The following is a 25,810-nucleotide window of genomic DNA, read 5'->3' on the forward strand; positions in this document are numbered from 1 at the left end:
AGTCCTGTTTATCCGGTTGAAATCAGTCTTTGCAAAGCTCGGCGGCCATGGCCTCGGCGCGGTCACGGCAGGCGACCATTGCCTTTTCCACGATCGCTTCCAGCCCTTCTGCCTGGAAGGTCAGGATAGCCTGTTCGGTGGTGCCCTTGGGTGAGGTGACACGGCGGCGCAACTCGGCGGCATCGACATCACTGCTACTGGCCATGCGGGCCGCGCCCAGAGCCGTCTGCAGGGTCAGGCCACGTGCGGTTTCCTCACTCAGACCCAGTTTGGCGCCGGCGGCGGTCATCGCTTCCATCATCAGGAAGTAGTAAGCCGGACCCGAACCGGAGATAGCCGTGACGACGTCCAGCTCGGCTTCGTTCTGAACCCAGAGGGCGATACCCACGGCTTCCATCGCCTGAGTCGCCAGATTGCGCTGTTGCTCGTTGACGCGGGCGTTGGCGAACAGGCCGCTGGCACCGGTCTGCACCAGCGAAGGCGTGTTCGGCATGCAGCGTACCACTGCGGCATTACCGCCCAGCCAGCGATCCAGTGCATCCAGGCTGATGCCGGCCGCAATGGATACAAACAGTGGTTGGTGTTTCTGCGCCGCGTCAGCCAGCTCTGAGGCCACCGCCTGCATGATCTGGGGTTTGACCGCCAGAATCACCATGTCGGCAGCGGCCACGGCTTCGTTGTTGTCACTGGTTGTCTTCAGTCCCTGTTCGGCCAGGTCCTGCAGGCGGCTGGCATCGGGTTCTGCGGCCCAGATGTTGGCGGCGGCAAAGCCGTTTTCGAGCAGCCCACCAATGATGGCACGGGCCATGTTACCGGCACCGATGAATGCAATTACGGGTTGTTGGCTCATGAAACGACTCCTGTACTCAAGCCTGGGGCTTGGCTGATGTGTTGGGGTAATGGCGCGGGCCGAACAGGGCAGTACCGATACGGACAATGCTGGCGCCTTCGGCAATGGCGGCTTCCAGATCACCGGACATGCCCATGGACAGGGTATCCAGCTGCGGCAACTCTGCCTGCAGTGAGGTCATTAATTCACGTACCCGGGCAAAGGTGGCACGTTGGCGGACCGGGTCGGTCTCCGGTTCGGGAATGGCCATCAGGCCGCGCAGCTGAATGTTGGGCAGCGCGGCAACCTCTCGGGCCAGTTCAGGTACCTCTTCGGGCAAACAGCCGGATTTGCTGTCTTCGCCACTGATATTGACCTGCAGGCAGATATTCAGAGGCCCCAGCTCACCGGGACGCTGTTCGGAGAGGCGGCGCGCGATTTTGAGGCGGTCGACACTGTGTACCCAGTTGAAGCTCTCGGCAATCGGGCGGGTCTTGTTGGACTGAATGGGGCCGATGAAATGCCACTCCAGCGGCAAGTCCTGCAACGCCTCGATCTTGTCCAGCGCTTCCTGCAGATAGTTTTCGCCAAAGGCGGTCTGGCCACAGGCATGCAGTTGGCGCACTTCGTCGGCGGCGCGAGTCTTGCTTACGGCCAGCAGCTGCACTTCGTCCGCATCACGGCCGGCTGTTTTGCAGGCGCTGCGGATCTGCTGACAAACGCTGTCATACTTCTCTGCTAACATAATCACCTATGATACATGACATGACGGCTGTCATTGGCAGGTTATGCCTATTCTGTTAGAACACTAAAGTTTAATAGAAGCTGCTCCGGAACTCGACTGCTTATGGATATTACAGAACTTTTGTCTTTTGCCGTGCAACAGGGTGCTTCCGACTTGCACCTGACTGCCGGCATGCCACCCATGATCCGTGTCGATGGTGACGTACGCAGGATCAAGTTGCCTGCGCTGGACCACAAGCAGGTCCACACCCTCGTTTACGACATCATGAACGACAAACAGCGCAAGGACTACGAAGAGCATTACGAGGCAGACTTCTCGTTTGAAGTGCCCAACCTGTCCCGTTTCCGTGTCAACGCATTCAACCAGCACCGTGGTGCGGCGGCGGTATTCCGTACCGTTCCCAGCAAGGTGTTGACCATGGAAGACCTGGACATGGGCAAGGTGTTCCGGGATCTGTCCGAACAGGCCCGAGGCCTGGTACTGGTGACCGGTCCGACCGGCTCCGGTAAGAGTACTACACTGGCTGCGATGGTGGATTACGTCAATGAAACTCGCTCTGACCATATCCTCACCATCGAGGACCCGATCGAATTTGTGCACGAGAGCAAGAAGTGCCTGATCAACCAGCGTGAAGTGCACCGTGATACCCACAGCTTCGCCAATGCCCTGCGCTCGGCACTGCGTGAGGACCCGGACGTAATTCTGGTGGGTGAGATGCGAGACCTGGAAACCATTCGTCTGGCACTGACTGCCGCGGAAACCGGTCACCTGGTGTTCGGCACCCTGCACACCACCTCGGCGGCCAAGACCATTGACCGTATTATTGACGTCTTCCCGGCGGCCGAGAAAGACATGGTGCGTTCCATGTTGTCCGAGTCGCTGCAGGGCGTTATCTCCCAGACCCTGCTGAAGCGGGTAAAGGGCGGTCGTGTTGCGGCACATGAAATCATGATTGGTACACCGGCGGTACGTAACCTGATCCGTGAAGACAAGGTGGCGCAGATGTACTCGGCCATCCAGACCGGTGCCGCCTATGGTATGAAGACACTGGACCAGTCACTGACCGAACTGATGCAGAAAGGCATCATTTCCAAGGAACTGGCCCGTGAAAAAGCGAAGAACCCGAGCACGTTCTGAGCCTGAGCTGACAGGAGCAATATTGTGGATTTTACCCAACTGTTGAAAGTGATGGTGGACCGGGGTGCGTCTGACCTCTTCGTTACGGCCGGCGCCGCACCTTCAATCAAGGTGGATGGCACCATTCGTCCGCTGACCAAAGAAACGCTGAAGGCCAGCCAGACCCGTGCATTGGTGTACAGCACCATGAACGACAAGCAGCTGGCTGAGTTTGAAGGCACCAGCGAGTGCAACTTCGCCATCAGCGCGCCCAGCATTGGTCGTTTCCGTGTCAGTGCGTTCATGCAGCGCAACTCGCCGGGCATGGTGCTGCGTTCCATCAACACCCATATTCCCAGCATGGATGAGCTGAAACTGCCGAACGTGATCAAGGATCTGTCCATGACCAAGCGTGGTCTGATCCTGTTTGTCGGTGGTACCTCCACCGGTAAGTCCACCTCGCTGGCATCGATGATCGACTACCGCAACGCCAACCACGCCGGTCATATCATCACCATCGAAGACCCGATCGAGTACATTCATAACCACAAGAAGAGCATCATTACCCAGCGTGAAGTGGGGATTGATACCGAATCCTTCGATGTGGCACTGAAAAACACCCTGCGTCAGGCACCGGACGTGATTCTGATGGGTGAGATCCGTTCTGCCGAGACCATGAAGTATGGTCTGGCCTTCGCGGAAACCGGTCACCTCTGTCTGGCCACCCTGCACGCCAACAACGCCAACCAGGCGCTGGACCGTATCATCTCCTTCTTCGGCCCCGAGCACCACGACCAGGTGTGGATGGACATGTCGTTGAACCTCAAGGCGATTGTCGCCCAGCAGCTGCTGCCGACCGTGGATGGCAAAGGTCGTCGCGCTGCCATTGAGGTAATGATCAATACGCCACTGATTCAGGACCATATCCGCAAGGGTGAGGTGCATGAAATCAAGGAAGTGATCAAGAAGTCTACCAACCTGGGCATGCAGACCTTCGACCAGGCCCTGTTCGCGCTCTACCGCGACGGCGTGATCACCTACGAAGTCGCTCTGGCCCACGCTGACTCGGCCAACGACCTGCGTCTGATGATCAAGCTGGACGCGGAAACCAGCGGCAAATCGGATGCCAAGGAAGAGGGCCTGCCGAGCTTTACGCTGCAGGATGACGACGATGACCTGAACATGGAAGGCAGCATGGACGTGAAGGGCATGTAGTCCTGACCGCCAGCCTGAGTAACAAAAAGGGGAGCCTCCAGTGGAAGCTCCCCTTTTTTGTCGAACAGGCAGGCCGTTATCGACGGAACACGATACGGCCATCCATCAGGGTGGCGTTAACCTGTCCTTTCAACGTCTGCCCCAGGAAGGGGGTGTTCTTGCCGGCCGAGCGCAGGCTTTCTTCGCTGACAATCCATTCAGCTTCAGGATCAAACACGCAGACATCCGCCTGAGAGCCGATAGACAGAGTACCGGCTTCGATACCCAGAATTCGGGCTGGTGCGGCGGTCAGGGTTTCGATCAGCTGGGGCAGGGCAATCAGCTGCTGCTCCACCAGTGACAGGCTCAGCGGCAGCAGGGTTTCCAGACCGGTCATGCCGGGCTCGGTCGCGGCAAAAGGTGCCTGCTTGGCAATGGGGTCATGCGGCTGATGGTCGGAACAGATCGCCGAAATGGTGCCGGTGACCAGGCCCTGACGCAGGCCGGCGCGGTCCAGCTGGCTGCGCAAAGGCGGTTGCAGGTGATAGGCCGCGTTGAAGCCGTTAACGCTCTCGTCGGTCAGCAGCAGGTTCTGGATCGCCACGTCGGCGGTCACGTCCAGACCACGCTCACGGGCGGCTTCGATCATGCGTACCGAACGCTCACAGGACAGCTGACCAAAGTGTGCGCGTACTCCGGTCTGTTCCACCAGCAGCAGGCAGCGCGAAACTTCGATGGTTTCCGCCGCTTCTGGAATGCCGTTCAGGCCCAGGCGGGTGGAGGTGGTGTCATCATGCATGCAACCGTTGGTGGCCAGGGTGCGGTCCTGGGCCTGGAATACGACCAGCAGGTCATGGGTTGCCGCATATTCCAGGCAGCGCAGCAGCGTCTGACTGCTGCTGAACGGGTTGCGCATGTTGGTGAAGGCGACACAGCCGGAGCTGGCCAGGCCATGCAGTGGCGCCAGTTGCTCGCCGTTAAGGCCCTGGGTCAGCGCGCCCATGGGCAGCACGCGGGTGAAACCCACATCGGCTGCACGGTCCTGAATCATCTCGGCCACAGCGGTGGTTTCTACCACCGGCTGGGTGTCCGGTGTTACCACCAGCGTAGTCACACCGCCTGCGGCGGCGGCAGCGCTTTCACTGGCGATGGTGCCCTTGCGGGTCAGGCCCGGTTCACGCAGGGTGGTGCAGAGGTCGATCAGGCCGGGGCAGACGATCTGACCGGTGGCATCGATCACTTCGTCGGCACTGAAGCCTGCCGGGGCTTCGCCCAGTGCAGTGATTTCACCGTTCTGAATGTACAGGTCTGCGTGCTCATCCCAGTGCTGGGTCGGGTCGATGACGCGGCCGCCCTGAATTACGATATTCATGCCTGCTCCTCCGCGTTGTTCTCGCCCTGTTGTGACAGCTGACCGCTCATCGCCTTGGACATGACCGCCATGCGCACGGCGATACCGTTGGTGACCTGATCCAGAATCAGGGAGCGCGGGCCATCGGCCACTTCTGACTCGATCTCCACACCGCGGTTGATCGGCCCCGGGTGCATGACAACGGCATCCGGCTTGGCATAGGCCAGCTTGTCGCGGTTCAGGCCATACAGCTTGTAGAACTCGGATTCGCTCGGCAGCAGTGCACTCTGCATGCGCTCTTTCTGCAGGCGCAGCATCATGATCACGTCCACATCGCGCAGGCCCGGTGCCATTTCGGTGTAGACCTTCACGCCCAGTGCCTCGATATGACGCGGCAACAGGGTTTTGGGTGCGATCACACGGATCTCGGCAGCGCCCAGTGTGCGCAGGGCATGAATCTGGGAGCGGGCCACACGGGAGTGCAGGATATCACCGACGATGGCCACTTTCAGCGGCGCAAAGTCACCCTTGTGACGGCGAATGGTGAGCATGTCCAGCATCGCCTGGGTCGGGTGTGCATGGCGACCGTCACCGGCGTTGATCACCGCCACATTGGGGGTCACGTGCTGGGCAATGAAGTGGGCGGCACCGCTGTCGGAGTGGCGCACCACGAACATGTCGGAGTGCATCGCTTCCAGGGTCATCAGGGTGTCTTTCAGTGTCTCGCCCTTCTTGGTGGAGGAGGTGTTGATGTTCAGGTTCAACACGTCCGCTGACAGGCGCTTGGCGGCCAGCTCGAAGGTGGACAGGGTGCGGGTACTGTTCTCGAAAAACAGGTTGGCAATGGTCTTGCCACGTAACAGCGGGACTTTCTTCACCTGCTGTTGGCTCATGTCGACAAAGGAGTCGGCAGTATCGAGTATCTCGGTCAGCAATTCCTTGGGCAGGCCTTCCGTGGTCAGGAAGTGGCGTAGCTGTCCGTCGGCGGTCAGCTGAATGCTGTTCGGGTCGTTGGCCTCAAACATGATGCAGTCTCTTATTCGGTTCAGTCGCGCTGGCGGATCGTCAGCGACAGGGGATCGGGGCCGTTCAGTTTGACCAGCTGGTCCGGGCCCAGGGCCAGGGTGCCGCCGACGACATCGGCCTGAATCGGCAGTTCGCGGCGTTGCAGGTCCAGCAGGGTAATCAGGGCAACCGAAGCCGGGCGACCGTAGTCGAACAGCTCATTCAGCGCCGCACGGATGGTGCGACCGGTCATGACCACGTCGTCGACCAGCAGAATGTTGCGGCCTTCAGTGGCGCAGGGCAGCTGGGTGGGCTGTACCTTGGGGTTGATGCCAGCCTGGGTGAAATCGTCGCGGTAAAAACTGATATCCATGACCCCTAGTGGGCTTTCCAGTTCCAGCTGCTTGTGCAGGCGTTCGGCCAGCCAGACACCGCCGGTACGGATGCCGATCATCAAGGGGTCGTCCAGATTACGCTGGCTGATCAGGCCACGGGTTTCGCGCGACATTTTGTCGAGCAGCGCGTCAACGCTCAGGGTGCTCGATACCATAAAGGTCCTCCAGTCGGGTGTGGCTCGGAATGCGGTCGGGTGAATTGAACCAGTCCTGCAGAATCAGTTGGGCGGCCAATCCGTCCACCGATTCCTGCTTGAAATTGGTGCCGCCACCGGCGTCCAGATGAATACGCTTGGCTTCGGCGGTGGTGAGGCGTTCATCACACAGGAAGCAAGGCAGTTGGTAGCGGTCCTGAATGCGGTTGGCAAACTTGCGTGCCCGGCGTGCCATCTCGCTGATGGTGCCGTCCATATTGAGCGGAATACCGACTACCAGCACGTTGGGTTGCCAGTGTTGAATCACGGCGTCCAGGCTGTCCCAGTCGGGTTTGCCGTCCCGTGCCCGTATGGGGTCGATGGGGTTTGCGCTGGCGGTCAGGCTCTGGCCGATGGCCAAGCCGATGCGGGTGGTGCCGAAGTCGAACCCCAGCACCAGTTGGGTGTCACTGCTCATCCGGTCGCTTCTGTCAGGCGTGTCCGGCGTGTACCGGCAACAGGTTCAGGTTGATGCCCAGAGTGGCCGCTGCCGCTTGCAGTCGGTCCTCCAGTGGCAGGTGGAAAAGTATATCCGAATTTGCCGGGCAGCTTAACCAGAGGTTGTCGCGCAGTTCCTGTTCCAGTTGCTCGGGGCCCCAGCCGGCGTAGCCCAGCGCCACCAGGAAAGTGTCCGGGCCCTGATCGCGGGCGATGGCTTCAAGGATATCGATGGAGGTGGTAAGGCAGAGCTCGTCATTGATGCTGTGACTGGAGAGCCATTCCTGTCCGGGCTGCGGCTGGTGCAGGACAAAACCGCGGTCATCACGTACAGGGCCGCCATTGAAAACAGGTCTGCCGGAATAGAGGCCGGGCTGGTGCTCCAGCTCGAGATGATCCAGCAGGTCGCACATGCGGATACCGCTGGGCTTGTTGACGACGATGCCCATGGCGCCGTATTCGCTGTGATCGCAGAGGTAAACGACGGTTTCAGCAAAGGTGTCGTCCTGCAGGTGCGGCATGGAGATCAGAAAATGATCGCGCAACGATGTAGGTGGCTGTGTCATGGTCGGGGCTCTGCGTTGCTTGAGTACAGCTTAGGCTTAGTACACCCGTGCATGTTTCTCAAATTTCCAGGTTCGAATAATTTCAAGTCGGTCCACTTTCTTACGCATTTCCACCGGGAAACTCTGGAAGGGAGACGCCAGTTGCACGATGCGGATGGCGGCATCATCCAGCACGGCATGCCCGGATGAGCTCAAGATCTCCACGTTAATCACCTTGCCGCTGGCATCCAGCGCCACCAGCATGCGTAACCGGCCCTGGATGCCTCGGCTACGGGCCTGCTCGGGGTAGTTCAGGTTGCCCACGGTTTCCACGCGGCGGCGCCAGTTATCCAGATAGGACGCATATTCATGCTTGCGCGTGGCGGCAGAGGTCAGGCGCAACACCCGTGGTTTGCGCGCGCGGGTTTCCCGCTGCAGATCCACCTGGGCCTGCAGGCTGGCCATCTCCAGGCTGCGTGACAGCAGCGACGAAGAGCGGGTTTGTGAAGTGGGCGTGCTGGCGCCGGCCTGCTCCTGGCGTGGCTTGGGTTTCGGCTTGGGTTTCGGCGCTTTGGTTACCAGTTGTTCGGGCGCGGGTTCCTTGCCTGTCTTGGCCTTGGGCTGCTCGGCTTTGCCCGGTAGAGGCACCGGCGCCGGTGGCTTATCGACGCTGGTTTCCAGTGAAGGTGCTTCACGAGCCGCCTGCAACTTGGGTGAGTCGCTGGCCAGGGGCGCTTCTTCGGTGGTGGTCGGGGTCGACACCGCTTCTTCAGTGCCGCTGCCAACCTGGTTGTGCTGGGCAATAAAGTCAGCCTGTTCCGGCGCTTCCTTCTGTGGGTGCTGGGCCAGGGTGACATCCAGTGTATGCTGGGGCGGCTTGGGTTCGGGCAGGGTGAAGTTGAGTGCCAATAACAGGACGCCATGCACAGCCGTGGCCAGGAACAGCATAAACCCGAAGTTATCGCTGTTCAGGTGATGCCAAAGCGGCAGGCGGGCGTCCCGGGTGATCATCGTTGTGCCAGTTCCTTCTCAATACAGTTCATCAGCTCCATGCCGATGTCGAGGTTAAACTGGTCGTCCAGTTCACGGATACAGGTGGGGCTGGTGACGTTGATTTCGGTCAGGTAATCCCCGATCACATCCAGGCCGACAAACAGCAAGCCTTTTTCGCGCAGGGTTGGGCCGACCTGTTCGGCGATCCAGCGGTCGCGGTCGCTCAGCGGTCGGCCTTCGCCACGGCCTCCGGCGGCCAGATTGCCGCGGGTCTCACCGGCCATGGGAATACGTGCCAGGGCATAGGGCACCGGCTCGCCGTTGATCATCAGGATGCGCTTGTCGCCCTGTTTGATCTCGGGGATGTATTTCTGCGCCATGATGGTTTCAGTGCCGTGACCGGTGAGGGTCTCGATGATGACGCCCAGGTTGGTGCCATCTTCGCGGATATGGAAGATGGAGGAACCGCCCATGCCGTCCAGCGGCTTGAAAATAACGTCTTTGTGCTCGGCGTGGAACTGGCGCAGCAGATCTTCACGGCGGGTCACCAGCACCGGCGGGCAGCACTGCGGGAAATGGGTGGCAAACAGCTTCTCGTTGAAGTCACGCAGGCTGCCGGTGCGGTTCACGATCAGGGTGCCCTGAGCTTCCGCAATGGCCAGCAGGTGAGTGCTGTAGATGAATTCGTTATCGAACGGCGGGTCCTTGCGCATCAGGATGACATCCAGCTCGGCCAGGTCGCGAACCTCGTAGTCGCCACGCTCGAACCAGTTGTTCGGATCCATGGCCACCTTGAGCGGTGCCATCTGTGCCTTGACGGTGCCGTCGCGCAGGAACAGGTGCTGCTGCTCCATATACTGCAGCTCCCAACCCTTGCGCTGGGCGGCCCAGAGCATCGCCAGTGAGCTGTCTTTCTTGTAGCTGATGGCTTCGATCGGGTCCATCACCACGCCGACTTTGAGTGTCATACCTGAATGTCCTGTACTGAATGTGGTGTCAATCTTACCCCAGGTCGCCCCAGAGGTAGTGCAGAATTGCGCAGGCGGCGACCGGCGCGGTTTCGGTGCGCATCACGCGCGGACCAAAGGCCACCGGCTGAAAACCCGCAGCGAGTGCAGCCTCGACCTCAGCCTCGGTCAGCCCGCCCTCGGGGCCGATCAGCAGGGCAACCGACCCGGGCGGGGCCATGCTCTGCAACGGCTGCTCTGTATGGTGGTGCAGCACCAGTTTAAGGTCAGCATCCACCTGCTCGATCCAGGTCTGCAGTGGGCTGACCTCTTCGATACTGGGCACGCGGGTGCGTAGGCTCTGTTCGCAGGCGCTGGTCGCGACTTGCTGCCAGTGGCGCAGACGCTTGTCTTCGCGGTCGCCCTTGAGTTTGACCTCGCAGCGCTCGCTGGTCAGCGGTGTAATCTTGCTGACTCCCAGTTCGGTGGCTTTCTGCACGGCATAATCCATGCGCTCGCCACGGGACAGGGTCTGGCCGACATGGATCTGCAATGGCGATTCGACCGCCGGTGTGGCCGGTTGTTCCAGTATGGCCCAGGCACTGCGCTTGCTGACATCGGCCAGCTGCGCCAGACACTCCTGGCCCTCACCGTTAAAAATACAGATACGGTCGCCGTCGTTCATGCGCAGGGCACGCACAACATGCTGGATACTGGTGTCACCAAGTTCAATACGGGCGCCGGCACTGAGCGGCTGAGGTTCGAAAACCCTGGGGATACGCATGCACAATCCTGCCGAGTGAATTTCTGTCGGGGAGTATTATGTCGTATGGCGGGGAGGGGATGCCAGTGAGCAGGGCAGGGATTGGGGTTGAGGTTTTCGCTCGCGGAGCGAGTTCCCACAGTCAATACAGCAGGTGGCTCAGGAACAAACTGCGAGTGCAGGAGGCTTGGCGTCAGACTGGGCTGAGTGGACTGAGTTGTGGGGCGCTTTATGGGAATGCTTTGTGGGAAATGAGATGGATCCGCCCACCCCGTGCCATGATTGAGTTTGCAGACCAATCAAGGTTCGGCATCCAGGCAAGAGGATCCATCTCATGAATAAGACTAGCATCATCGGAATTGATCTGGCCAAGCATGTTTTCCAACTTCAAGGCAATGATCAACAGGGGCATACCCGCTTTGCAAAACAACTGAAACGGCATGCGCTCCTGCCCTTTTTGGCGCGCCAACCGAAAAGCCTGGTTGCCATTGAAGCCTGTGGCGGTGCTCATTACTGGGCACGTGCTATCAGTGCGCTCGGGCATCAGGTGAAGATTATTCATCCCCGGTACGTAAAACCCTTCGTTCAGGTGCATAAAAATGATCAGCGTGACGCTGCCGCGATCGCCGAAGCCGCCGCCCGACCGGCGATGCCTTCAGTGGCACCCAAATCGGTCGACCAGCTCGACATCCAGGCACTACACCGAGTACGTGAACGGCTGGTTAAAGAGCGCACGGCCATTGGCAATGAGCTGAGGGGCATCTTGCTGGAAATGGGGGTCGTTATTGCCCAAGGACATCGAGCCATCCTGGAGGCTGTTCCACGCGTTTTAGAAGATGCCGACGCTGAGTTGAGCCACCGAGGCCGCCAACTGATTCATGATCTGCGAGATCAATGGCTTGAGCGTGAACAGCGCATTGCTCACTATGACCGCGAGCTGAAACAGATCGCACGAGACAACCCAGTCTGTACACGCCTGCAAAGCATTCCAGGTATCGGCCCAGTGAATGCCACTCTGCTGTACAGTCACGCGGGCGATGCCGGTCACTTCAAGTCAGCGCGGCACTTCAGTGCCTACTTGGGCCTGGTGCCCCGGCAGCATGCCAGTGGTGGCAAAGAGCGCCTGCTGGGCATTAGCAAGCAGGGAAACGTCCACGTGCGCAAGCAGCTCGTGCATGGTGCTCGTGCGGCCTATCGCGCCTTGATACACACTGACGACTCGCGGTTGGCCCGATGGCTTCACGGGATGAAAGGGAAACATCCCAATACAATCATCGTCGCGCTGGCCAACAAGCTGGCCCGCATTGTCTGGGCGCTCATGACACGGGAAGAGTGTTACCGGGCATGAGCGTCAGCCATATTAATACTCAGTAATGTAACAGGTACTCATCACCAGAGTTGCGCAGAGCCTTAGGACACCACAGATAAGATCGACTTGCTGAAGCCTTTGAGCGCGCATGGCTCATAGAAGCCGAGTGGGAGATCAGGACAGCAAGTGCATATCTCATAATGGCCAGGGGTGGATACGCCCCGATGACAGGCCGGATATAAGCATGCAATCTCTATCTACTGGTCAAAGGCTTGCAACCCGGGCGGATCCATATAAGCGCACTCCGTGCGCGAAGGGGCATACCAACAGAGTTCAGAACTCGCTTACAGAGTGAGCTCCCACAGGGTGCCACCAATGAATGATGACAGAGGTTGTGGGAGCGCACTCTGTGCGCGAAAGAAGCTGCACTAAGTCTTACAGACCCGCGGCGCTCTTCAATGCGTCAGCCTTGTCGGTCTTCTCCCAGGGGAAGGCCAGGAAGCTGTCGCCGGCAACGGTCATCTCGAACGGGTCGCGTCCGAAGTGGCCGTAGGCTGCGGTCTGACGGTACATCGGGTGCAGCAAGTCGAGCATGTTGGTGATCGCGTACGGACGCAGATCGAAGTGCTCGCGCACCAGTTCGATGATCTTTTCATCGCTGATCTTGCCGGTGCCGAAGGTGTTGATGGACACGGAGGTCGGCTCGGCGACGCCGATGGCGTAGGACACCTGAATCTCGCAGCGATCGGCCAGACCGGCGGCGACGATGTTCTTGGCCACGTAACGGCCAGCGTAGGCGGCGGAACGGTCAACCTTGGACGGGTCCTTGCCGGAGAAAGCACCACCACCGTGACGAGCCATGCCGCCGTAGGTGTCGACGATGATCTTGCGGCCGGTCAGACCACAGTCACCCACCGGGCCGCCGATGACGAACTTGCCGGTCGGGTTGATGTGGTACTGGGTGTCCTTGTGCAGCAGCTCAGCCGGCAGCACGTGCTTGATGATCAGTTCCTGTACCGCTTCACGCAGGTCGGCCTGGGATACGTCAGGGTTGTGCTGAGTGGACAGAACCACGGCATCGATGGCCACCGGTTTGCCGTTTTCGTAGCGGCAGGTCACCTGAGATTTGGCATCGGGACGCAGCCAGGGCAGCAGGCCGGATTTGCGTGCTTCGGCCTGACGCTCCACCAGACGGTGGGAGAAGGTGATCGGTGCCGGCATCAGTACGTCGGTTTCGTTGGAAGCATAACCGAACATCAGGCCCTGGTCGCCCGCGCCCTGGTCTTCCGGCTTGCTGCGGTCAACGCCCTGAGCGATTTCGACAGACTGCTTGCCGATGATGTTGATGACGCCACAGGTTTCACCGTCGTAGCCAACATCAGACGAGGTGTAGCCGATATCGCAGATGACATTACGGACCAGGTCTTCCAGGTCGATCCAGGCCGAGGTGCTGATCTCGCCAGAGACGACGGCAACACCGGTCTTGACCATGGTTTCACAGGCAACACGGGCGTACTTGTCTTCGGCGATGATGGCATCCAGCACCGCATCGGAGATCTGGTCGGCAATCTTGTCCGGATGTCCCTCGGACACGGACTCGGAGGTGAACAGGCTGTATTCGCTCATTTCCGGAAACAATCCTCACTGGGTTCAGGCGCAGCCGGGTCGGCCCGGGCTGATCCATTGATGTGATGTTAAACCGGGCATTTTAACGCCAGTGTCGCACCCCTGCATAATGATCGACCGATTTTTGCGTGAAAATTTTGCGCCTTGGGTATGAAAAACGCTCTATTTGCGCATTTGGATTTGAAGCTGGTCGCTATCTGGGCGAAAATTGCGCCTTTAATTTCCCGAATCCGTAAACCTCAAGGTTGGGTCCAGCCCCAGGAGTAGATTGATGTCCTCTCGCCGAGAACTTGCCAATGCGATTCGCGCATTGAGCATGGACGCCGTACAGAAAGCCAAATCCGGTCACCCGGGTGCCCCCATGGGCATGGCGGATATCGCCGAAGTGTTGTGGAACGATTTCATGAAACACAACCCCGGCAACCCGCACTGGTATGACCGTGACCGCTTCGTGCTGTCCAACGGCCATGGTTCCATGCTGATCTACTCGCTGCTGCACCTGACCGGTTACGATGTCAGCATCGATGACCTGAAAAACTTCCGTCAGCTGCACAGCAAGACGGCGGGTCACCCGGAATACAGCTACTGCCCGGGTGTTGAAACCACCACCGGCCCGCTGGGTCAGGGCATCACCAACGCGGTGGGCATGGCGGTTGCCGAGAAGGCGCTGGCGGCCCAGTTCAACCGTGACGGTCACGACATCATCAATCACCACACTTACGCATTCATGGGCGATGGCTGCCTGATGGAAGGCGTATCCCACGAAGCCTGCGCACTGGCCGGCACTCTGGGTCTGGGCAAGCTGATCGCGTTCTGGGATGACAACGGCATCTCCATCGACGGTGAAGTGGAAGGCTGGTTCACCGACGATACGCCGGCACGTTTTGAATCCTATGGCTGGCAGGTCATCCGTGGCATCGACGGTCACGACAGCGACCAGATCCGCGAAGCGATCGAACAGGCGCGTGAGAACACCGAGCAGCCGACCCTGATCTGCTGCAAAACCATCATCGGTTTCGGTTCCCCCAACAAGCAGGGCAAGGAAGATTGCCACGGTGCGCCGCTGGGCCACGACGAGATCCTGCTGGCGCGTGACATGCTGCAGTGGGCTCACCCGGAATTTGAAGTACCGGAAGAACTCTACTCCGACTGGGACGCGCGTGAAGCCGGCACCCATGCCGAGAGCGAGTGGAACGAGCGCCTGAGCGCCTACACCGCGGAATACCCGGAACTGGCTGAAGAACTGTTGCGTCGTCTGTCTGGCGAGCTGCCGGCGGACTTCGGCGAGAAAGCCGATGCCTGGATTGCACAGGTTGCCGAGAAGGGCGACACCATCGCTTCCCGTAAAGCGTCTCAGAACGCCATCGAAGCCTTTGGCCCGATGCTGCCGGAGTTCATGGGCGGCTCTGCCGACCTGGCCGGTTCCAACCTGACCCTGTGGTCCGGCTCCAAGGGCCTGACCCGCGACGATGCCAGCGGCAACTACATCCACTACGGTGTGCGTGAGTTCGGCATGAGCGCGATCATGAACGGTATCGCCCTGCACGGCGGTTTCATCCCGTACGGCGCCACCTTCCTGGTGTTCATGGAATACGCTCGCAACGCGGTGCGCATGGCGGCTCTGATGAAGCAGCGCGCGCTGTTCGTCTACACCCACGACTCCATCGGTCTGGGTGAAGACGGCCCGACGCACCAGCCGATCGAGCAGATCGCCAACCTGCGTCTGACCCCGAACATGGAAACCTGGCGTCCGTGTGACGCGGTTGAATCCGGCGTCGCCTGGAAAGCCTCTGTACAGCGTACAGATGGCCCCAGCTCCCTGATCTTCTCACGTCAGGGCCTGCCGCATCAGAACCGAGATGGTGACCAGATCGCAGCCATCGAACGCGGTGGCTACATTCTGCGTGACTGCGCCGGTACCCCGGATGCGATCCTGATCGCCACCGGCTCCGAAGTGTCTCTGGCCGTGGATGCGGCTGAAGCGCTGGCGGCCAAAGGCAAGCAGGTACGTGTTGTCTCCATGCCCTGTACCGAGCGTTTCGACAAGCAGGACGCTGCCTACAAGGAACAGGTGCTGCCGGCTGCCGTGACTGCACGTGTTGCCGTGGAAGCTGCACACGCTGACTTCTGGTACAAGTACGTCGGTCTGAACGGTGCCATCGTGGGTATGCGCAGCTTCGGTGAATCCGCACCGGCTGCTGAGCTGTTCAAACTGTTCGGCTTCACCGTCGACAACGTTGTCAGCACGGTTGAAGGCCTGCTGTAACAGCGGGTTATCCGCCGGGCACGGCCTGTGTCCGGCGGCTTACTGACATGAGTTATCGAATCGCGATCAACGGCTATGGCCGTATCGGGCAAGGTGTATTACGTGCCATCTACCAGCGCGGGCTTGAGGCCGAGCTGCAGGTGGTGGCGATCAATGAGCTGTCCGATCTGGATACGCTGACCTACCTGACCCGCTACGACACCACCCACGGTCGCTTTCCCAAGCCCGTGGATAATGATGGCGAAGCACTGCTGATCAATGGTGATCGGATTCGTGTGTTGAGCCATGCCGAGCCCGAGCAGATTCCCTGGGGTGAGCTGGACGTGGATCTGGTGCTGGAGTGCTCCGGTGCCTTCAAGACCCGCGCCGATGCCGAACGGCATCTGGCCAGCGGTGCCCGGCGTTTGCTCTATTCGCATCCGGCCCAGCCCGATATCGATGCCACCCTGATCTTCGGTTACAACGAAGGCAACCTGAAGGCAGAGCATCGCATCGCCTCGGCTGCCTCCTGCACTACCAACTGCGTGGTGCCGGTGCTGGACCTGCTGGATCGCCATTTCGGTATCGATAGTGGCGTCACCACGACCATCCACTCGGCGATGAATGACCAGCCGGTGATCGACAGCTATCACCGTACGGATCTGCGTCTGGCACGCAGTGCCATGCAGTCAATCGTGCCGGTGGACACCGGACTGAGCAAGGGCATCGACCGTCTGTTGCCGCACCTGGCCGGGCGTTTCGAGTGTCTGCATGTGCGGGTCCCGACGATCAACGTTTCGCTAATGGATCTGTCGATCAATTTGCAGCAGGATACCGACCCCGCCGAGGTCAATGCCATGCTGCGCGCGGCGGCAGGCCAGGAGCTGGCCGGTTTGCTGGGCTATACCGAAGAGCCTCATGCCTCGGTGGACTTCAATACCGACCCCCGCTCGGCGGTGGTGGACGGTACCCAGACCCGCGTATCACGCGGGCGACTGCTGAAGCTGCTGTGCTGGTTTGATAACGAATGGGCGTTTGCCAACCGGATGCTGGATATCTCCCGGTACTGGCTGCAGCTCAAAGACTGAATTACTGACTTAACAATAAACAGGAACTCCTCTCATGAGCGTATTGAAGATGACGGACCTGGATCTGGCCGGCAAGCGTGTGCTGATCCGTGAAGACCTCAATGTCCCGGTCAAGGATGGTCAGGTGACCTCCGACGCCCGTATCCGTGCCTCTATGCCGACCATCGAGCAGGCGCTGAAAGCGGGTGCCAGGGTGATGGTGATGTCCCATCTGGGTCGTCCCACCGAAGGCGAATATGAAGAGAAATACTCGCTGGCGCCGGTAGCTGAGCATCTCAGCAAACTGATGCAGCGTCCGGTTCCGCTGGTCAAAGACTGGCTGGACGGTGGCTTCGACGTGGAAGAGGGGGAGCTGGTCCTGCTGGAAAACGTGCGCTTCAATGCGGGCGAGAAAAAGGACAACGAGGAACTGTCTAAAAAGATGGCCGCGCTGTGCGACGTCTATGTGATGGACGCCTTCGGTACCGCGCACCGCGCCCAGGCGTCGACTCACGGTGTTGCCAAATTCGCTACCCAGGCCTGTGCTGGCCCCTTGCTTGCTAACGAGCTGGATGCGCTGGCCAAGGCGCTGGACAACCCGGCGCGCCCGATGGCCGCTATCGTGGGTGGCTCCAAGGTTTCCACTAAGCTGGAAGTGCTGAATGCGCTGTCCGAGAAGTGCGATCAGCTGATCGTGGGTGGCGGTATCGCCAACACCTTCCTGGCGGCGGCGGGCAAGCCGGTCGGCAAGTCACTGTGCGAGCATGACCTGATTCCGGCGGCCAAGGCGCTGATGGAAAAGGTTGATATCCCGCTGCCGGTGGATGTGGTTGTGGCCAAGGAGTTCGCCGAGTCCGCTGAAGCAGTCATCAAGTCTGCCGATGACGTGGCCGACGATGAAATGATCCTGGATATCGGTCCGGAATCTGCCAAGAACCTGGCGGCACTGCTGACCAGCGCGGGCACCATCATCTGGAATGGACCTGTTGGCGTATTTGAATTCGACCAGTTCGGTGAAGGTACCAAGGCGCTGTCCCTGGCGATTGCCGACAGTGCCGGTTTCTCCATCGCGGGCGGTGGCGATACCCTGGCAGCGGTGGATAAATACGATATCGCTGATAAGATTTCCTACATCTCTACCGGTGGCGGTGCTTTCCTCGAATTCGTGGAAGGCAAGGTCCTGCCGGCGGTTGCTGTACTGGAAGCGCGCGCAGCGAAGTAAAAGACTGCGGTCTGACACGACACGGATACCGGCGTGGCCTGTATCCGTACACCCAAGGCTCACAAGGCCGGGTGACGACAACATTTGATGAACCAATTCAAAGGGTGAAACCATGGCTTTGATCTCCATGCGTCAGCTGCTGGACCATGCCGCCGAATATGGCTACGGCATTCCGGCGTTCAACGTCAACAACCTGGAGCAGATGCGTGCGATCATGGAAGCGGCGGCCAAGACCGACTCGCCGGTGATCGTTCAGGCTTCTGCCGGTGCGCGCAAATACGCGGGCTCCAACTTCCTGCGTCACATGATCCTGGCGGCGATCGAAGAGTTCCCGGACGTGCCGGTGTGCATGCACCAGGATCACGGTACCAGCCCGGCTGTGTGCCAGCGTTCTATCGCCATGGGCTTCTCCTCAGTGATGATGGACGGCTCTCTGGGCGAAGACGGCAAGACCCCGACTGACTATGCCTACAACGTCGACGTGACCCGTCGTACCGTTGAGATGGCACACGCCTGCGGTGTTTCCGTGGAAGGCGAACTGGGCTGCCTGGGTTCTCTGGAAACCGGTCAGGCCGGTGAAGAGGACGGCATCGGTGCCGAGGGTACGCTGACCCACGACCAGATGCTGACTGACCCGGATGAAGCGGCTGACTTCGTTACCCAGACCAACGTGGATGCGCTGGCGATTGCCTGCGGTACCTCCCACGGTGCCTACAAGTTCACCAAGCCGCCCACAGGCGACATCCTGGCGATCGATCGAATCAAGGCGATCCACGAGCGCATCCCGACCACCCACCTGGTTATGCACGGTTCCTCTTCCGTGCCGCAGGAATGGCTGGCCGTGATCAACGAATTCGGTGGCGAGATTCCTGAAACCTACGGTGTGCCGGTTGAGCAGATCGTTGAAGGCATCAAGTACGGTGTTCGCAAGGTCAACATCGATACTGACCTGCGTCTGGCGTCTACCGGTGCCGTGCGTCGTTTCCTGGCAGAGAACCCGGCTGAATTCGACCCGCGCAAATTCCTCAAGGCGACCATGCAGGCGATGAGCGAGATCTGTATTGCCCGTTATGAAGCCTTCGGTACCGCCGGCCATGCCAGCAAAATTAAGGCGATCTCGCTGGAAGATATGTCCGAGCTTTACATGACCGGTGAGCTGGACGCTAAAGTTAACTAAATCAAAGCGTTAGCAGTTCAAGAACCCGGCCTCGGCCGGGTTTTTTTGTGTTGTCTGGCAGGGGTGTTTCCAAACGGAGACTATGTAAGTTATTGTTTTTAAATGATTTTGTGTTTTGCTGTTTCATGTGTCTGCAAATCACCAACACTTAACTGCAGATGAACAGGCGTGATTACAAAAAAAGCCGGAGTTATTTTCAATAACTAATTGAAAATAAAGAGATAAATAATATTTGGCACAGGTTTTGATATATAAGAGCCAAGTGTAATTAACGGAGTAAACACCATGCTACGCCTGACTCTGGCCCTGACCCTGATGCTGACCTTCGCCGGCCTGCCGCTGGCACTGGAACCTTTCCTGTTTCAGTCTGAGCCGCGCCTGGTCATGCTGAATGTCGAAGAGGAACGTCCTGTCATTAATGCTCAGAGCCGCAGCCTGTCTCAGCCTGAAGTCGAGGCTGATGCGCAGATCAAGCCGCTGTCCGTATTGGAAGGGCCGCAGTTGACTGCCTATCGCCCCTTCGCTGAAGAGCTGATGGCCGCAGATTCCTGAGGAGGCCGCCATGCAACTGATGACATTGAAACGACCGCGTAGCCTGGCGCTTGCCCTTGTCGCCACCCTGTTTCTCAGTGGCTGTGGCACCGTTCTCTATCCTGAACGCAAGGGGCAGGTGAGTGGGCGCATCGATCCGGCTGTCGCCGCGCTGAATGGTGTCGGTCTGCTGTTCTTCTTTGTGCCCGGTGTGATCGCCTTTGCCGTGGACTTCAACAATGGCACCATCTACCTGCCACCGGGTCAGACTGCAGCCCTGGACAGTGCAGATGAAGGCATGACCATCAGCTTTGAAGGGCGTCCGGACCGCGAAGAGCTGGAGCAGTTGCTGCGTCTCGAGGCGGGTGTCGAGGTCGAGCTGGACCAGGCCATGATGCTCAGCTCCGAGCAATATCTTGCCATGACTCAAAACGGCGACACTGAGAGAGTGGTGCTTTAATCTCGTACCCCAGACGTCCAGACGTTATCCTTGTCGGCTCGATTCCGTACCGATCAAGGAGCTTCAATGCCGTACCTGGTTGCCGTCACCCTGCTCTGGGCCATTTCCTTCAGCCTTATCGGCGAATATCTGGCGGGGCAGGTGGACAGCTATTTCGCTGTCCTGACCCGAATTCTGTTGGCCGCCCTTATTTTTGTACCCCTGCTGCGGCCTCGCCGATTGGCACCGGGGCTGATGGCGGGCATCACCCTGGTAGGCGCGTTACAGTTCGGCCTTACCTATATCTGTCTCTACCTCTCTTTTGAATACCTCAGCGTGCCTGAGGTACTGCTGTTCACCATCTTTACCCCGCTCTATGTGGCCTTGATCGATAACCTGCTGCAGCGCCGCTTTAGTCTGGCACCGTTGATCTCGACGGCTGTAGCGGTAGTCGGGGCCGCGATTATCCGTTACGACGGCGTCAGTGATGACTTCATCCGTGGTTTCCTGTTGCTGCAGCTGGCCAACCTGGCGTTTGCGGCCGGTCAGGTCGGTTATGCCCATCTGGTGCGCCATTACCAGGTCGCAGGGCGTGAGCTTTGGCACAGCTTCGGCTTCTTCTTCATCGGTGCTTTCCTGCTGGCATTGCCGGCCTGGTTGTTGCTGGGCAACGCTGAGCGTCTGCCGCACACCAGCCTGCACTGGGGCGTTTTGGCCTGGCTGGGTCTGGCAGCGTCCGGGCTGGGGTTCTTCTTCTGGAACAAGGGGGCGACCCTGGTGGATGCCGGAACCCTGGGCATCATGAACAATGCATTGGTGCCGGCAGGGCTGATAGTCAATCTGCTAATCTGGAACCGGGATGCGGATCTGCCACGTTTGTTGATTGGCGGTGCCGTGATTATGCTGTCACTCTGGGTCAATGCCCGCTGGCAAGGCTGGGTAGGGGCCAAATCCAGGTGGGCCTGAAACGCTAATCCTGCGTAGAAAAGGCAAACACCAGAACGGGAGGCCGTGATGGAACGTTGGCGAATGGACTTGGGCAAGGGGCTGCAGCTGTCGGAGCTGATCAGCGCACTGTCCCACGCATTGGATATGACCGAGGGGCAGCCGCCGGGGCATTGTGTGCGTTGCTGCTGGATCGGCATGCAGCTGGCCGATCAACTGGGGCTGAGTGCTGAAGAACGTTGGGAGCTCTACTACACCCTGCTGTTGAAAGATCTGGGCTGCAGCAGCAATGCGGCGCGTATATGCGAGCTGTATGGCACCGATGACCTGGCCTTTAAGCGTGACTTCAAATGGGTGGATGGCAGCCTCGGTCAGGTAGTGCGCTTCGTGCTGCAGCACACCGGCAAAAACGAAGGGGTGGCCGAACGCTTTCGCAAGCTGATGCGTATCGCGCGTGAGGGCGAAGAGCTGGCAGATGAAATGATCTCAACCCGCTGTGAACGCGGTGCCGCCATTGCCCGGGATCTGGGTTTCAGCGAGCAGGTCTGTGCCGGTATTCATAGCCTTGATGAACACTGGTCCGGTGAGGGCCGACCCGAGGGGCTCAAGGCCGATCAAATCCCGTTGTATGCCCGTGTCGCCTTGCTGACGCAGGTGGTGGATGTGTTTCATACCGCTTCCGGAGGAGAAGCAGCGCTGAAGGAGGCGCATGCGCGCAGTGGCCAGTGGTTTGATCCTGAACTGGTCGAGGCACTGGAGCAGGTGGCGCAGCAGCCGGGCTTCTGGCAAACCCTGGCGGGACCGGATTTGCCGGCGGCCGTTTTGGCGCTGGCGCCGCATGGGCATCAGGTGGAAGTGGATGATGACTATCTGGATCGCGTAGCAAGGGCGTTTGGTCAGGTGGTGGATGCCAAGAGTCCCTATACCGCGGGCCACAGTGAGCGTGTTTCCCTCTACACCGATATGATTGCCGAACAGTTGGGGCTGAGTGAGGAGCGCCGTCGCTGGCTGCGTCGCGGTGCCTTGCTGCACGATGTCGGCAAGCTGGGTGTGAGTAACAGCATTCTCGACAAGCCGGGCAAGCTGGATCAGGACGAATGGATTCAGGTACAGAACCATGCCCGTTTTACCGAGGAAATTCTGGGTCGTATCGGGGCGTTTGCCGAGTTGGCAAAGGTGGCCGGCGCCCATCATGAGCGGCTCGACGGCAAGGGCTATCCCTATGGTCGAAAAGCTGAAGATATTTCACTGGATACCCGCATCATTACGACGGCAGATATTTTCGATGCGATTACGGCCGAGCGGCCTTACCGGGGTGCAACGCCAATTGCCAAAACGCTGGCGATTATGGAAGAAAGCGTGAATACGGCGATTGATGAGCGTTGTTTCGATGCCCTGAAACAGGCTGTGGCGATACTGGAAGGATCCGGGGAAGAGGTGTTGGCGAGTTGAGGAGGAGCAGGCCGAGCCTGCTCCAGCATCTACTCAGTTGACCAGTGCAGACGCACCTGCCAGCGGGCGGCGCGGTTTCAGCAGGCCGGTGATACCGCGATACATGGACTTGATAGCGGTGGCCAGCAGTGCAGCACGTTCACGACGTGCCTGTTCAACATAGTAATCCACGTCTACCAGACCATTCTGTGTCATTACCATGCGGTTGAAGTCGGACATTTTTGAGTAGAGCTCCTTAATTGGCTATTGATTACGGCGCATATACTAAGGTCTAATCGCAAAGACGACAAAAGATTGATTTTCAGGCTATAGTTGAAAAAAACTAAACTATTCGAGGAGCGCCGCCATCCGTCGCCTGCCACCCCTCAATGCCCTGCGCAGTTTCGAGTCTGCGGCCCGCCTGCAAAGCTTTAACGAGGCGGCGGAGGAGCTGTGTGTTACCCCGTCTGCCATCAGCCACCAGATCAAGTCACTTGAAGAATTCTTGAACTTGAAACTGTTTCGGCGTGAGCGCCGCCAGGTCAGCTTGACCGCGGCCGGAGAACGCTATTTGCCCTCGGTGCAGCTGGCACTGGATGAAGTCGAGAGTGCCACTCGGCGTTTGATGACCTCGCCCAACCTGAGTGCCGTAAACATCAGTGTTGCACCTGCCTTTTTGTCTCGTTGGCTGGTGCCACGTATCGGTCGTTTCCAGGAACAGTATCCGGATGTTGAGCTGCGTTTCAGCGCCACCACCGGTTATGTCGACTTTGTGCATTCCGATACGGATATGGCGGTCTACTACGGTGAAGGCAACTGGCAAGGGGTCGATATCCACTTCCTGCGCCACCTGGCGTCTACGCCGGTCTGCAGTCCACGTTTGATGGAGGGTCCTCAGGGACTGAGTAATCCGGAAGACCTGCTGCAGAAAACCCTTATCCATGTCAGTGGTCGTCGTCAGGAATGGCCGCAGATCCTGCGCCAGTTGGGTGTGCGAGTTACCGGGCTGACCCGTACCATGTCCTTCTCCAGTACCGCATTGGCGGTATCTGCGGCGATTGAAGGCATCGGGGTTGCGCTGGCGGACAGGGCGCTGGTGCAGCGTGAACTGGAGTCGGGCCAGTTGGTGGTGCCCTTCGATATCACGCTGGACAAGCCCAAGGGGTTTTATCTGGTGTACCAGGAAAAACGCCCCCTGACCTATGGCATGGAGGCGTTTAGAGACTGGATTCTGGCCGAGATGCAGCAGGATCTGGCCCCGGCCAGCGGGGCCGGTCCGGTTATACCTTGAAGCGACCCAGCTGTTCGCTCTGTTTCTGACTCAGCTGATTCATGGTGTGGCAAAGGTCGGTTTGCTGCTCTGCCCCCTCGGAAACCTGCTGACTCAAGTCGCGAATATTGGTGGTGTTGCGGTTGATCTCTTCCGTGGTGGAACTTTGTTCCTCGGCCGCCGTGGCGATCTGCACCGTCATCTCATTGATCGAGCGAATACTGTCGCGAATGCTTTCCAGTGAATTACTGGCTGTCAGGGCATGACTCTGAGTATCCAAGGCACGTTCAGTATTGTCGCGAATACTGGTTTCGGCGGTGGCGACCCCCTGTTGCAGCTGCTCGATCATGCCACGGATCTCGGTGGTGGACTGCTGGGTACGTGACGCCAGTGCCCGCACCTCATCGGCCACCACGGCAAAACCACGACCCAGGTCCCCGGCGCGGGCGGCCTCGATGGCGGCGTTCAGGGCCAGCAGGTTGGTCTGTTCCGAAATATCCACAATAGTGGTCAGAATCGATTCGATGTTGTTGCTGTAGTGGGTTAGCTGGGTGATGTTCTCCATCGCCTGATTCATGTCGGTGACCAGCGTATCGATCGACTGACGCGTCTGTTCCATCACCTGAGATCCGTCCTGTGCCGAGGCATCTGCCTCACGAGCGGCTTCTGCCGTAGTCTGGGCACTCCGGGCCACCTGATGGGCCGTGGCCGACATCTCGTGCATGGCGGTGGCCAACTGATCCAGTTCATCCAGTTGCTGACGGATATGTGTGGTGGAGGTGGATGCGGACTGCGCGGTGTCGGAAGCCTTGTCCTGCATCACCTCGGCTTCCTGCTTGATCTCGCTGATCAGTCGCTGCAGGAAGGAGATGAACTCGTCGAAGGATTTCGCCAAGGTGCCGAACTCATCTTTGGAGTCCAGGTTCAGGCGCTGGGTCAAGTTGCCCCCGCCCTGACTGATCTCGCCGAGTGCGGCGCTGAGGCGTCCCAGCGGGGCCAGAATGCGCTGCATCAGCAGGTAGAGGACAACACAGCTGAGCAGGGTGCTGATGATGGCACCGGCGATGGCCCAGAGGCCAAATTCATTGGCGTCGGCCATGACCTTGCTTTCATCCAGCAGTACCCCCACCAGCCAGTCACTGCCGGGCAGGTCCTGCACCGGGCGGAAGGCGATCAGGTGTGTACGTCCGTTGACTTCAATCGGTTGCAGCGTCGCACTGAAGGAGGGTGTTTTCTGCCCCAGAAGGGTGCTCAGCGGTTCCCCGTTCAACTCCGCATTGGGGTGGCTGATAATGTTGCCGTCGCGGTCGATCAGGAAGGCGTAGCCGGTCTCGTTGAAGGTGATGGAGTTCACGGTTTCGGCAACGGATACAAGGCTGATATCGCCGCCAAAGGCGCCGACAAACTGGCCCTTGTCGGTCAGTTTTGCCACGGCTGAAATCAGAATTTCGCCGGTGGTGGAATCCTCATAAGGCGCGGTCAGCACGGCTTCACTGTTGTCCCGTGCATAAGGGTACCAGGGGCGTTTGCGGGCATCCCAGGTGGGCGGCGGGTTCCAGCTGTCGTCGTTCTTGATCGCCTTGCCGTCACTCTCCAGGCCGCCAAACACCAGAATAAACTGCTGTTTCAGTACTGGGGAGGCAAACAACCAGTCGATGGTGTCGCGGCTGAAGTCCTGATCGATGGTTTCGGCCATCAGGTTGATCAGGTCCAGGCGTGCATTGAGCCAGTAACTGATCTCATTGCTGAGTGAGGTGGAGGCTTCCTGCACACTGTCTTCGGCCTTGCTGTAGAGCGCTGAGCGCACCGAGTTGTACTGGAACAGGGAAAAGGCGGTAAACGCCAAAATAACAACCAGTGAGGCCGCAAGTGCAACCTTGTGAGCAACCTTCATGGGGAACCCCTTTTGAATCCTTAAACTGGATACAGGCGTTACCATCCGTGACTGGGCCTGGAATCTGATGTGGCACTAAGCAGCTAATATGCCAAGTGTAGTTCTTTAGTACAATAAGTCATTTACACGGCGCTTTGGT

The 25,810-nt window shown here is 59.0% G+C and carries 25 protein-coding genes; 12 read left to right on the plus strand and 13 right to left on the minus strand.

The window, feature by feature from the left end:
- Window positions 1–22: 22 nt before the first annotated feature.
- The gene (gene proC, locus O3C79_RS02600; protein WP_494384679.1) at window positions 23–850 is read right to left on the minus strand and encodes a pyrroline-5-carboxylate reductase; all 828 of its coding nucleotides are present in this window, start codon (window positions 848–850) and stop codon (window positions 23–25) included.
- Between the two features lie 16 nt (window positions 851–866).
- Window positions 867–1,574 carry a YggS family pyridoxal phosphate-dependent enzyme gene (locus O3C79_RS02605; RefSeq protein WP_494384680.1) on the minus strand — a complete coding sequence of 236 codons (708 nt, stop codon included), beginning with the start codon at window positions 1,572–1,574 and terminating at the stop codon, window positions 867–869.
- Window positions 1,575–1,676: 102 nt separating this feature from the next.
- Between O3C79_RS02605 and O3C79_RS02610 the strand changes: the two genes are divergently transcribed.
- Window positions 1,677–2,711, plus strand: coding sequence for a type IV pilus twitching motility protein PilT (locus tag O3C79_RS02610; RefSeq protein ID WP_494384681.1), 1,035 nt, complete (start codon window positions 1,677–1,679; stop codon window positions 2,709–2,711).
- A 24-nt stretch (window positions 2,712–2,735) separates the two neighbouring features.
- Window positions 2,736–3,905 carry a PilT/PilU family type 4a pilus ATPase gene (locus O3C79_RS02615; protein WP_494384682.1) on the plus strand — a complete coding sequence of 390 codons (1,170 nt, stop codon included), beginning with the start codon at window positions 2,736–2,738 and terminating at the stop codon, window positions 3,903–3,905.
- Between the two features lie 76 nt (window positions 3,906–3,981).
- Here the strand turns inward: O3C79_RS02615 and O3C79_RS02620 are convergent, their stop codons facing one another.
- Genes O3C79_RS02620 through O3C79_RS02655 form a run of 8 tightly spaced genes read right to left on the minus strand, consistent with a single transcriptional unit; the run spans window position 3,982 to window position 10,536 of the window.
- On the minus strand, window positions 3,982–5,256 hold the full coding sequence (locus O3C79_RS02620; RefSeq protein WP_494384683.1) for a dihydroorotase: 1,275 nt from the start codon (window positions 5,254–5,256) through the stop codon (window positions 3,982–3,984).
- Window positions 5,253–6,260 (minus strand): aspartate carbamoyltransferase catalytic subunit, encoded by a 1,008-nt coding sequence (locus tag O3C79_RS02625; RefSeq protein WP_494384684.1) that lies wholly within the window; start codon window positions 6,258–6,260, stop codon window positions 5,253–5,255. Before O3C79_RS02625 ends, O3C79_RS02620 begins: the two co-directional genes overlap by 4 nt.
- Window positions 6,261–6,280: 20 nt before the next feature.
- On the minus strand, window positions 6,281–6,790 hold the full coding sequence (gene pyrR / locus O3C79_RS02630; RefSeq protein WP_494384685.1) for a bifunctional pyr operon transcriptional regulator/uracil phosphoribosyltransferase PyrR: 510 nt from the start codon (window positions 6,788–6,790) through the stop codon (window positions 6,281–6,283).
- A complete protein-coding gene (ruvX, locus tag O3C79_RS02635) occupies window positions 6,765–7,247 on the minus strand; it encodes a Holliday junction resolvase RuvX (RefSeq protein WP_494384686.1) in 483 nt (160 codons plus the stop codon). The genes pyrR and ruvX overlap by 26 nt, the downstream gene beginning before the upstream one ends.
- A gap of 13 nt (window positions 7,248–7,260) precedes the next feature.
- The gene (locus tag O3C79_RS02640) at window positions 7,261–7,833 is read right to left on the minus strand and encodes a YqgE/AlgH family protein (RefSeq protein ID WP_010324965.1); all 573 of its coding nucleotides are present in this window, start codon (window positions 7,831–7,833) and stop codon (window positions 7,261–7,263) included.
- Window positions 7,834–7,869: 36 nt separating this feature from the next.
- Entirely contained in the window at window positions 7,870–8,823 is a 954-nt protein-coding gene (locus O3C79_RS02645; protein WP_494384687.1) for a TonB family protein, read from the minus strand.
- Window positions 8,820–9,773, minus strand: coding sequence for a glutathione synthase (gene gshB, locus O3C79_RS02650; RefSeq protein ID WP_494384688.1), 954 nt, complete (start codon window positions 9,771–9,773; stop codon window positions 8,820–8,822). Before gshB ends, O3C79_RS02645 begins: the two co-directional genes overlap by 4 nt.
- 34 nt (window positions 9,774–9,807) lie before the next feature.
- Complete coding sequence (locus tag O3C79_RS02655; RefSeq protein WP_494384689.1) at window positions 9,808–10,536, minus strand: 16S rRNA (uracil(1498)-N(3))-methyltransferase; 729 nt, start codon at window positions 10,534–10,536, stop codon at window positions 9,808–9,810.
- 313 nt (window positions 10,537–10,849) lie between these two features.
- Between O3C79_RS02655 and O3C79_RS02660 the strand changes: the two genes are divergently transcribed.
- Window positions 10,850–11,863 (plus strand): IS110 family RNA-guided transposase, encoded by a 1,014-nt coding sequence (locus O3C79_RS02660; protein ID WP_494384249.1) that lies wholly within the window; start codon window positions 10,850–10,852, stop codon window positions 11,861–11,863.
- 396 nt (window positions 11,864–12,259) lie between these two features.
- On the opposite strand, the gene metK is transcribed toward O3C79_RS02660, so the two are convergent.
- On the minus strand, window positions 12,260–13,450 hold the full coding sequence (metK, locus tag O3C79_RS02665) for a methionine adenosyltransferase (RefSeq protein ID WP_494384690.1): 1,191 nt from the start codon (window positions 13,448–13,450) through the stop codon (window positions 12,260–12,262).
- Window positions 13,451–13,721: 271 nt separating this feature from the next.
- Between metK and tkt the strand changes: the two genes are divergently transcribed.
- From tkt to O3C79_RS02705, 8 genes are all read left to right on the plus strand, one after another.
- Window positions 13,722–15,716, plus strand: a complete 1,995-nt coding sequence (gene tkt, locus O3C79_RS02670; protein ID WP_494384691.1) for a transketolase — start codon at window positions 13,722–13,724, stop codon at window positions 15,714–15,716.
- A 47-nt stretch (window positions 15,717–15,763) separates the two neighbouring features.
- Window positions 15,764–16,783, plus strand: coding sequence for a type I glyceraldehyde-3-phosphate dehydrogenase (locus O3C79_RS02675; RefSeq protein ID WP_076463014.1), 1,020 nt, complete (start codon window positions 15,764–15,766; stop codon window positions 16,781–16,783).
- Window positions 16,784–16,817: 34 nt separating this feature from the next.
- Complete coding sequence (locus O3C79_RS02680; protein WP_494384692.1) at window positions 16,818–17,984, plus strand: phosphoglycerate kinase; 1,167 nt, start codon at window positions 16,818–16,820, stop codon at window positions 17,982–17,984.
- Window positions 17,985–18,096: 112 nt separating this feature from the next.
- Window positions 18,097–19,161 carry a class II fructose-bisphosphate aldolase gene (gene fba, locus O3C79_RS02685; RefSeq protein ID WP_076463015.1) on the plus strand — a complete coding sequence of 355 codons (1,065 nt, stop codon included), beginning with the start codon at window positions 18,097–18,099 and terminating at the stop codon, window positions 19,159–19,161.
- Window positions 19,162–19,446: 285 nt separating this feature from the next.
- Window positions 19,447–19,713: a hypothetical protein gene (locus O3C79_RS02690; RefSeq protein WP_076463016.1), complete on the plus strand. Its 267-nt coding sequence runs from the start codon at window positions 19,447–19,449 to the stop codon at window positions 19,711–19,713.
- Between the two features lie 10 nt (window positions 19,714–19,723).
- Window positions 19,724–20,152, plus strand: a complete 429-nt coding sequence (locus O3C79_RS02695) for a hypothetical protein (protein WP_494384693.1) — start codon at window positions 19,724–19,726, stop codon at window positions 20,150–20,152.
- 66 nt (window positions 20,153–20,218) lie between these two features.
- Window positions 20,219–21,097 carry an EamA family transporter gene (locus tag O3C79_RS02700; protein WP_010324954.1) on the plus strand — a complete coding sequence of 293 codons (879 nt, stop codon included), beginning with the start codon at window positions 20,219–20,221 and terminating at the stop codon, window positions 21,095–21,097.
- A gap of 48 nt (window positions 21,098–21,145) precedes the next feature.
- Window positions 21,146–22,528 carry an HD-GYP domain-containing protein gene (locus O3C79_RS02705; protein WP_494384694.1) on the plus strand — a complete coding sequence of 461 codons (1,383 nt, stop codon included), beginning with the start codon at window positions 21,146–21,148 and terminating at the stop codon, window positions 22,526–22,528.
- 33 nt (window positions 22,529–22,561) lie between these two features.
- On the opposite strand, the gene O3C79_RS02710 is transcribed toward O3C79_RS02705, so the two are convergent.
- The gene (locus tag O3C79_RS02710; RefSeq protein WP_494384695.1) at window positions 22,562–22,747 is read right to left on the minus strand and encodes an RSP_7527 family protein; all 186 of its coding nucleotides are present in this window, start codon (window positions 22,745–22,747) and stop codon (window positions 22,562–22,564) included.
- Between the two features lie 136 nt (window positions 22,748–22,883).
- Here O3C79_RS02710 and gcvA point away from each other — a divergent pair, with 136 nt between their 5' ends.
- Window positions 22,884–23,798, plus strand: a complete 915-nt coding sequence (gene gcvA, locus O3C79_RS02715) for a transcriptional regulator GcvA (protein WP_494385771.1) — start codon at window positions 22,884–22,886, stop codon at window positions 23,796–23,798.
- Here the strand turns inward: gcvA and O3C79_RS02720 are convergent.
- Complete coding sequence (locus O3C79_RS02720; protein ID WP_494384696.1) at window positions 23,788–25,671, minus strand: methyl-accepting chemotaxis protein; 1,884 nt, start codon at window positions 25,669–25,671, stop codon at window positions 23,788–23,790. The two genes, gcvA and O3C79_RS02720, sit on opposite strands and share 11 nt — an antisense overlap.
- Between the last annotated feature and the right edge of the window lie 139 nt (window positions 25,672–25,810).

The organism is Marinobacterium sp. NO-S09 (assembly GCF_059179545.1).

Excerpts from the sequence above, each read along its gene's own strand:
- proC (WP_494384679.1), bottom strand. The coding sequence starts at position 850 with ATGAGCCAACAACCCGTAATTGCATTCATCGGTGCCGGTAACATGGCC.
- O3C79_RS02605 (WP_494384680.1), bottom strand. The coding sequence starts at position 1,574 with ATGTTAGCAGAGAAGTATGACAGCGTTTGTCAGCAGATCCGCAGCGCC.
- O3C79_RS02610 (WP_494384681.1), top strand. The coding sequence starts at position 1,677 with ATGGATATTACAGAACTTTTGTCTTTTGCCGTGCAACAGGGTGCTTCC.
- O3C79_RS02620 (WP_494384683.1), bottom strand. The coding sequence starts at position 5,256 with ATGAATATCGTAATTCAGGGCGGCCGCGTCATCGACCCGACCCAGCAC.
- O3C79_RS02625 (WP_494384684.1), bottom strand. The coding sequence starts at position 6,260 with ATGTTTGAGGCCAACGACCCGAACAGCATTCAGCTGACCGCCGACGGA.
- pyrR (WP_494384685.1), bottom strand. The coding sequence starts at position 6,790 with ATGGTATCGAGCACCCTGAGCGTTGACGCGCTGCTCGACAAAATGTCG.
- ruvX (WP_494384686.1), bottom strand. The coding sequence starts at position 7,247 with ATGAGCAGTGACACCCAACTGGTGCTGGGGTTCGACTTCGGCACCACC.
- O3C79_RS02640 (WP_010324965.1), bottom strand. The coding sequence starts at position 7,833 with ATGACACAGCCACCTACATCGTTGCGCGATCATTTTCTGATCTCCATG.
- O3C79_RS02645 (WP_494384687.1), bottom strand. The coding sequence starts at position 8,823 with ATGATCACCCGGGACGCCCGCCTGCCGCTTTGGCATCACCTGAACAGC.
- gshB (WP_494384688.1), bottom strand. The coding sequence starts at position 9,773 with ATGACACTCAAAGTCGGCGTGGTGATGGACCCGATCGAAGCCATCAGC.
- O3C79_RS02655 (WP_494384689.1), bottom strand. The coding sequence starts at position 10,536 with ATGCGTATCCCCAGGGTTTTCGAACCTCAGCCGCTCAGTGCCGGCGCC.
- O3C79_RS02660 (WP_494384249.1), top strand. The coding sequence starts at position 10,850 with ATGAATAAGACTAGCATCATCGGAATTGATCTGGCCAAGCATGTTTTC.
- metK (WP_494384690.1), bottom strand. The coding sequence starts at position 13,450 with ATGAGCGAATACAGCCTGTTCACCTCCGAGTCCGTGTCCGAGGGACAT.
- tkt (WP_494384691.1), top strand. The coding sequence starts at position 13,722 with ATGTCCTCTCGCCGAGAACTTGCCAATGCGATTCGCGCATTGAGCATG.
- O3C79_RS02675 (WP_076463014.1), top strand. The coding sequence starts at position 15,764 with ATGAGTTATCGAATCGCGATCAACGGCTATGGCCGTATCGGGCAAGGT.
- O3C79_RS02680 (WP_494384692.1), top strand. The coding sequence starts at position 16,818 with ATGAGCGTATTGAAGATGACGGACCTGGATCTGGCCGGCAAGCGTGTG.
- fba (WP_076463015.1), top strand. The coding sequence starts at position 18,097 with ATGGCTTTGATCTCCATGCGTCAGCTGCTGGACCATGCCGCCGAATAT.
- O3C79_RS02690 (WP_076463016.1), top strand. The coding sequence starts at position 19,447 with ATGCTACGCCTGACTCTGGCCCTGACCCTGATGCTGACCTTCGCCGGC.
- O3C79_RS02695 (WP_494384693.1), top strand. The coding sequence starts at position 19,724 with ATGCAACTGATGACATTGAAACGACCGCGTAGCCTGGCGCTTGCCCTT.
- O3C79_RS02700 (WP_010324954.1), top strand. The coding sequence starts at position 20,219 with ATGCCGTACCTGGTTGCCGTCACCCTGCTCTGGGCCATTTCCTTCAGC.
- O3C79_RS02705 (WP_494384694.1), top strand. The coding sequence starts at position 21,146 with ATGGAACGTTGGCGAATGGACTTGGGCAAGGGGCTGCAGCTGTCGGAG.
- O3C79_RS02710 (WP_494384695.1), bottom strand. The coding sequence starts at position 22,747 with ATGTCCGACTTCAACCGCATGGTAATGACACAGAATGGTCTGGTAGAC.
- O3C79_RS02720 (WP_494384696.1), bottom strand. The coding sequence starts at position 25,671 with ATGAAGGTTGCTCACAAGGTTGCACTTGCGGCCTCACTGGTTGTTATT.